Below are 6,486 nucleotides of genomic sequence, written 5' to 3' on the forward strand. Positions count from 1 at the left end.
CCAGGCGTCGGCGCGCGTCCGGCCGGCAGACGCTCCGGCCGCCCCCGCCGCGCCGTGGTGGCCGGAGCGCCTTCGTATGCGCGTCCGGGGGACGGCTCAGCTCTGGACAGCCGACGGGTCCATCCACACCACTTCCCAGGTGTGACCATCGGGGTCCTGGAAGGACCGGCCGTACATGAAGCCGTGGTCCTGGGGTTCTCCTGCGGGCGCGCCGCCCGCGGCCAGTGCCTTGTCCACCAGCTCGTCGACCTTCGCGCGGCTCTCCGCGCTCAGGCACAGAAGCAGGTCTCCTTCATCTGTGGCCTTTCACCGGGATGGACCGCGCTGTCCCACGGAACTCATCGCTCGCGGCAAGGTCATGAAGGGGCAGGCCCGCCGTGTTGACCGATCGGGCTCACGGTCCGCTCCATCGACACCGAGTCCCTGCACTACGAACTCGGTGTCTTCCGCGACAGCACCTGCCTGGGCGTGGCCGACGCCGTCGGCACTACGACAGGCGGCTGGAGCGACAAGGAAAGCAGCGGAAGCTCTCCCTCGCCGGTCAACCCCACCGGGGTCCGGTGGGGTTGACCGGGTCCCGGCCTGGTGACCGCGTGGCGGTCTGTAGGGCCGGGCCGGTGGCCATGGTGGTTCCGGCGCGAGCCGACCGCCGGCGTACTCCACCTCCCAGGAGTTCAGCCTGCCGGGCACTGCCACTGCGCGGGAAAGGGGTCAGACGAGCACGACCCGGCGCCCGCGCGTGTGACCGGCCTGGCTGTCGATGTGCGCCGCAGCCGCCTCGGCGAGCGTGTACGACTTCTCGACCGGGATGTGGAGCTTCCCCCGCGAGATGAGACCGGCCGCCTCCACCAGCGCCTCCGGCACGCTCCCGGCCACACCGGAGAACCGGACACCCAACTCCGGCGCACCGAGATCCGCGATGGAGACCACCTTCGCCGGATCCCCGGTCAGCTCGACGAGCTCGCGGATCACCCCCGAACCGGCCAGATCGAGCGCCGCGTCGACATGGCCGAGCCGGCGCACCCGCTCGACCCAGCCCTCGCCGTACGTCGTGGCAACGGCCCCCAGGCTCCGCAGATAGTCCTGGTTCGCCGCCCCGGCCGTGCCGATCACCGCGATGCCGCGTTCGCGGGCGATCTGAAGCACCGCCGACCCGACTCCCCCGGACGCACCGCTGACCAGCAGTGTCTGCCCGGGCTGTACACCGACCTCGCGGATGATGCGCAGCGCGGTCTCCACCACGGACGGATACCCGGCCGCCTCCTCGAACGACAGCCCCCCGGGCATCCGGGCCCACGCCGACAGCACCGCGAACTCGGCATAGGTGCTCGCCCCTTCGCCGAATACGTGGTCGCCGACCTCGACTCCTTCGACCCCCTCACCGACCTCGTCCACCACTCCGGCCGCGTCCAGCCCGACCCCGGAGGGCAACTCGACCGGGTGGGCCCCCAGGATCTGGCCCTCACGGATCCTCCAGTCGACGGGATTCACACCCGCCGCCCGTACAGCGATACGCACCTGGCCGGGACCCGCGTGGGGCTCCTCGGCGTCGACGAGTTGCAGAACATCCGGACCGCCGAACTCGGCGAAACTCACTCTCTTCATGCCGCCGACCGTAGCACTAACGGTTAGTGTTTAAAAACGGTTACGGCTTCGCATCTGATAGCGTCAGGGCATGACCGTGCCGACCGGACGCCGTGAGCGCAAGAAGGCCGCGACCCGCCAGAAGATCGCCGACGCCGCCCTGCGGCTCTTCCTGGAACACGGATACGACACGGTGGGCATCCGCGACGTGGCCGCCGAGGCCGACGTCGCCGTCACCACACTCTTCTCCCACTTCGCCTCGAAAGAGGCCCTGGTATTCGAGCAGGACGAGAACTTCGAGCAACGCCTCACACAGGCCGTCACCGGCCGGGCCCCGCACGAACCCCTCATCCCCGCACTGCACCGCGAGATCCAGGCCCTGGTACGACACTGCACCGCGGACAGCGCCGCCCCGATCTGGCACATGATCGACACCTCACCCGCGCTGCGGAGATACGAGGAATCGATGAGGCTGCGCCACGCGGAGGCACTGGCAACAGCGATCGCCGCCGACCCCGACCTGACGCGGACCACAACCGCCTGCCGCGCCATCGCCCGGTTCGCGATCGACGCCTTCTCACTGGCCCGCGAGGCCGCCGACCCGCAGGCCGCCGTGGACGAGACCTTCCACATGATCGAAGCCGCCTGGGAGGCCACCGGCCCGTCCCCAGACGCGCCAGAAACGGCCTCCCCCGAGTAGGACAAAGACCCACCGGCGACGAGAAACTCCAGCCCGCAGACACAGCCGCTCGATCAGCGCCGCCACCTTCTCGTGGGCATCCTCGACGCCGCACTCGTGGTGGTGCTGAGCAAGGATTGGCTGACCGATGTTACTGGGGTGTTCGGTCTTCGCTTGCGGCGAAGTCGTCGCTGCTCAGCGCGTAAACGGTGCAGGAACGGCCCAGGACGCTGTCTTCACGCAGAGGTGTGAATCCCAAGCGGCGGGCCACGGTGGTGGAGGCGGTATTGCCGTGGTGGATCATGGCCGTGATCTGCCCGATCCCGAGCGCGCCGAAGCCCCATGCGAGGACGGCACGTGCTGCTTCCGTGGCGTAGCCGTTGCCCCAGTGCGCTCGGGCGAAGGTCCACCCGATCTCGGTCTCGCCTAGCGTCTCCCACCAGTTGAGGCCGGAGCGCCCGATCGCCTCGCCGGTGCTGGTCAGTTCGACGGCACACAGGCCGTGGCCGCGCTGAACCCACTGTTGACGGATGTCCCGGAGACGCACTGCGGCCTGCCGGTGGGTGTAGGCGCCAACGAACTGGTTCACCTGATCATCGGTGTGGAGACGTACCCACCAGTCGGTGTCGGCTTCGGAGAGCGGGCGCAGACGGAGGCGTGGTGTGGTGAGCACTGGCCTCAGCCCGCCGGGCGGCAGATCACGTCCGCTGTCTGTCGTTGCTTCCATTCGAGGTCCTCCCTGTCTCTGACCGTGATCAAGCATGGAGGCTGATGTGAGGGTCGGTACAGCATCGGGCGGGGAGGCGGTGTCGGCGCAAGGCAGCAGGTGGTTGGCGCCCGGCCGCTTTCGGCCGGGGTCAGTTCGTGGGTTGCAGGTCAGCCGGGAGGAGTTGCTCGGTGAGCAGCCGGCGGACCCTGGCCTGGCGGTCGGGAGCAGTGAGCCAGGAATCCAGGAGCTGCCAGCCGTGAAAGTAGCTGAGGACGTACAGGGCCATACCCGTGGCCCGTAGTGAGGCAAGTGCTGCGCCGGTCTCTGCGTCGGAGAGCAGGGCCCAGCGGGACAGATAGCCTGTTCGGCGCCGAGTTGGTAGCCATCGCCCCTGGTCCAGATCAGCGGCGGCCAGCCGTTCTCCGCGATGATGTCGCGCAGGCAGGCCAGCCCTGCCCGCACCTGGCTGGGAGACAGGCCGCTGGCGCGTACCAGTTGCTGGAACAGCAGCCCCGCGGGCCTGGCCTCGAACAGCACGAACCGGAGGGTGTCGGCATGCCGCCGCGCGGCCTCGCCCCGGCACCGCGAGGCGCGGGGCACGGCTATTCACCTCGCAATATGCGGGCCAGCTCGCTGTCCAAATCGACCTTGCCCGTATCGACCGCTCGCTCGATCCAGTCGAGCGTCGCCCGCACCTTCGCTACGTTCTCGTGCACGATCGCGCGCCGTCCTCACCGAGGGTCCGGCTCCGCAGGCCGGGGACCACCCGGCCGACCGCGGCCACGAACGAGTGGCAGGCGGTGACCAGGTCCAAGAACTCCACCATCCGGTCGATGTGGCGGACCGCCGGGGCGACCGGACTGGTGCGGTCGAAGACATCGCGGGCCTGCCGACCCCGCTCGACCTGCGCGTGATTGACCTGGTGACGGGCGGTGTCGTCGCTCATCGCCTTGAACGCGATGTCCGGCCGGCGCAGCAGACCGGTGACCGCCGTGACCGCCGCACCTTCTTCCCGGGTGAACTCCTCCACCACCCGGGCCTTGTCCTGGTCGGAGACCTTGGCCACCACCGTCATACAGCAGGCGCTCGATCCGTGCGCCGACCGATGGGTCGACCGGACCACGGGTCGGCCCATAACTCATCAGGCCGTCGGCGTAGATGTGAAGGCCGGCGATGGTGAGCGCGGTCGTCCCTGCCGCAGTCTGTGGCGTCGCGTAAAGCGGACGGTCCCGTCGAGGACTACGCGGCGGCAAGCTCCTGCTCCGACCAGATGATCTTCCCGGTCGGAAGGTACCGGGTGCCCCAGCGCTTGCTGAGCTGTGCCACGAGGAACAGGCCGCGACCGCCCTCATCCGTGGTGCGAGCATGCCGCAGGTGCGGTGACGTGCTGCTGCCGTCCACGACTTCGCAGATCAGCACGGACTGCCGGATCAGACGCAGCCTGAGCGGTCCGGTCGCATAGCGGATAGCGTTGGTGACCAGTTCGCTGACGATCAGCTCAGTGGAGAAGGCCAAGTCGTCCAGCCCCCAATCGGCCAGTTGCCGGTCCACTTCGGCGCGGGTCGAGGCGACGACGGCAGGGTCGGAGTCCAGCTCTATGACGGCCACGCGGTCCTGGGGGACAGCGCAGGCACGGGCCACCATCAGGGCGATGTCGTCGCGGGGCTTGGCAGGGACGAGCTCTGCGACGACATCGTCGCAGACGGCTTCGGGGTCGTCTCCGCCGCGGCCGAGTATGCCGCTCAGCTTGTGCTGGCCGGCTTCCATGTCCTGTTCAGGGCCCGCCACGAGTCCGTCGGTGTACAGGACGAGCAGGCTGCCGTGTGGCACGTCGATCTCTGTGGTCTCAAATGGCAGGTAGCCGAGTCCGAGGGGCGGTCCTGCGGGCATTTCCATGAATCGTACGGTGCCGTCCGGGCCGACGAGCGCGGGCGGCGGGTGTCCTGCGCGGGCCATTGTGCACCGCTGGGCGACCGGGTCGAGGTTCATGACCAGACAGCTAGAGCCCAGCAGGGCATTGCTCGCGGAGCGGTCCCCCGAGCTGTCCTCATCGATGAAGCGGGTCACCAGGTCATCGAGGTGGGCCAGCAACTCGTCCGGAGGCAGATCCATGTCCGCGAGCGCCCGCACGGCGGTGCGCAGCCGGCCCATCGTGGCCGCGGCGTTCACTCCGTGGCCGACCACGTCTCCGACCACCAGGCCGATCCGAGCCCCCGAGAGGGGAATCACGTCGAACCAGTCACCGCCGACACCCTCCTTGGAACCGGCGGGGAGGTATCGGGTGGCAACATCCAGTTCCGCAGATCCGCTAGTCTCCCGGGGCAGCAGGCTGCGCTGGAGAGCGAGTGCTCCGGTGTGCTCCCTGGTGTAGCGGCGGGCATTGTCGATGCACAACGCACCTCGGGCGACGACCTCTTTGGCCAGTTCCAGGTCCTCCTCCTCGAACGGGTCCGAACGCTGCCAGCGCAGGAAGCCGACTACGCCCAGGGTCGTCTGCCGGGCACGGATCGGCACGCTCAGGTAGGAGTGGAGGCCGAACTCCGCGACTTTGGCGGCTCGTTCGGGATCATCCGGGATCCATGGGCTGTCAGCGGGCGCCAGTGTGGCTTCAAGGTGGGCTTTGCCGTCCGCAAGACAGCGTCCGACAGGCGAGCCGGGGGCATAGCTGGTCTCCTGGCCGATGCGGGCGACCGATTCGGGGACACCGGGGCGGACGGACTGCTGTGCCGCACGACGGAGTGTGCGGGCGCGACGTGGCGACTGCGGGGTGGGCTCCTGCCCCTGGATCACCGGCTCGAACAGGTCGACGGTGACAAAGTCGGCGAGCCGGGGCACGGCGACATCGGCGAGTTCCTGCGCCGTGTGCAAGATGTCCAGGGTGTTACCGACGCGCTCTCCCGCCTCGCTCAGCAAGGCGAGGCGTTCCCGGGAGCGCCAGCGGTCGGTGGCATCGATGACCATGAAGCAGATGCCCAACACCCGGTCGGCCGCGTCCTGGATGCGGAAGACGGAGGCCGCCGCGGCGTGATGCTGATGTGGGGCCTTCCGGACACGGCCGGTGAACTCGAAATCAAGGACAGGTTCGCCAGTCTCAAGGACCCGCCGCATGACCGCCTCGGCGGAGTCCGGATCCAGCATTGGCTGGACCTCATGCGGAGTACGCCCCAGGCGCTCGGCCAGCGGAACACCGCCGAGCCGCTCGAGTTCATCGTTGGCCCACACGTACCGCAGCTCGGTATCGAGAACGCCCATGCCGATGGGTGAACGGGCCAGGAGACGCTCCAGCAACGGGCGGTTCGCCTCCCACCAAGGCACCTCGGACAGGTCGTAACCGACCGCAATCGCCCCCGGACCGGTTCCTCCGGGCCGCTGTACGGTCCAGAGCCGAACCCCGAGTTGCACCTGCTCGTCGTCAGCACGGCAGACCGTGACCACACCCGTCCAGTTCTCCGGAGCCGGGAGGCCGGCAGGCGCCGCCGCCGGATCGGCCAACAACGCCGTCACCGATCGGCCC

The 6,486-nt window shown here is 68.9% G+C and carries 5 protein-coding genes and 3 pseudogenes; 1 reads left to right on the forward strand and 7 read right to left on the reverse strand.

Features of this window, described 5'->3' with window-relative positions; translation table 11 throughout:
• Positions 1-96 precede the first annotated feature (96 nt).
• Positions 97-282 (reverse strand): annotated as a pseudogene (locus KN815_RS10435) (VOC family protein); the annotation flags it as partial.
• A gap of 429 nt (positions 283-711) precedes the next feature.
• Positions 712-1,605, reverse strand: coding sequence for an NADP-dependent oxidoreductase (locus KN815_RS10440; protein ID WP_216341491.1), 894 nt, complete (start codon positions 1,603-1,605; stop codon positions 712-714).
• A 70-nt stretch (positions 1,606-1,675) separates the two neighbouring features.
• On the opposite strand from KN815_RS10440, the gene KN815_RS10445 reads away from it, so the two are divergent.
• Complete coding sequence (locus tag KN815_RS10445) at positions 1,676-2,284, forward strand: TetR/AcrR family transcriptional regulator (RefSeq protein WP_216341492.1); 609 nt, start codon at positions 1,676-1,678, stop codon at positions 2,282-2,284.
• Between the two features lie 130 nt (positions 2,285-2,414).
• Here the strand turns inward: KN815_RS10445 and KN815_RS10450 are convergent, their stop codons facing one another.
• The 5 genes and pseudogenes from KN815_RS10450 to KN815_RS10465 all read right to left on the reverse strand — a co-directional run.
• The gene (locus KN815_RS10450) at positions 2,415-2,990 is read right to left on the reverse strand and encodes a GNAT family N-acetyltransferase (protein ID WP_216341493.1); all 576 of its coding nucleotides are present in this window, start codon (positions 2,988-2,990) and stop codon (positions 2,415-2,417) included.
• A gap of 130 nt (positions 2,991-3,120) precedes the next feature.
• Positions 3,121-3,258, reverse strand: a complete 138-nt coding sequence (locus tag KN815_RS10455; protein ID WP_216341494.1) for a hypothetical protein — start codon at positions 3,256-3,258, stop codon at positions 3,121-3,123.
• Positions 3,259-3,317: 59 nt separating this feature from the next.
• Positions 3,318-3,572 (reverse strand): annotated as a pseudogene (locus KN815_RS50180) (RacP protein); the annotation flags it as partial.
• Positions 3,573-3,574: 2 nt separating this feature from the next.
• Positions 3,575-4,041: pseudogene (locus KN815_RS10460) on the reverse strand (DUF6192 family protein); the annotation flags it as partial.
• Between the two features lie 170 nt (positions 4,042-4,211).
• On the reverse strand, positions 4,212-6,486 hold a 2,275-nt coding region (locus tag KN815_RS10465), incomplete at its 5' end, for a SpoIIE family protein phosphatase (RefSeq protein ID WP_308403646.1).

This window comes from Streptomyces niphimycinicus, from assembly GCF_018883605.1.
GTDB classification, from domain to species: domain Bacteria; phylum Actinomycetota; class Actinomycetes; order Streptomycetales; family Streptomycetaceae; genus Streptomyces; species Streptomyces niphimycinicus.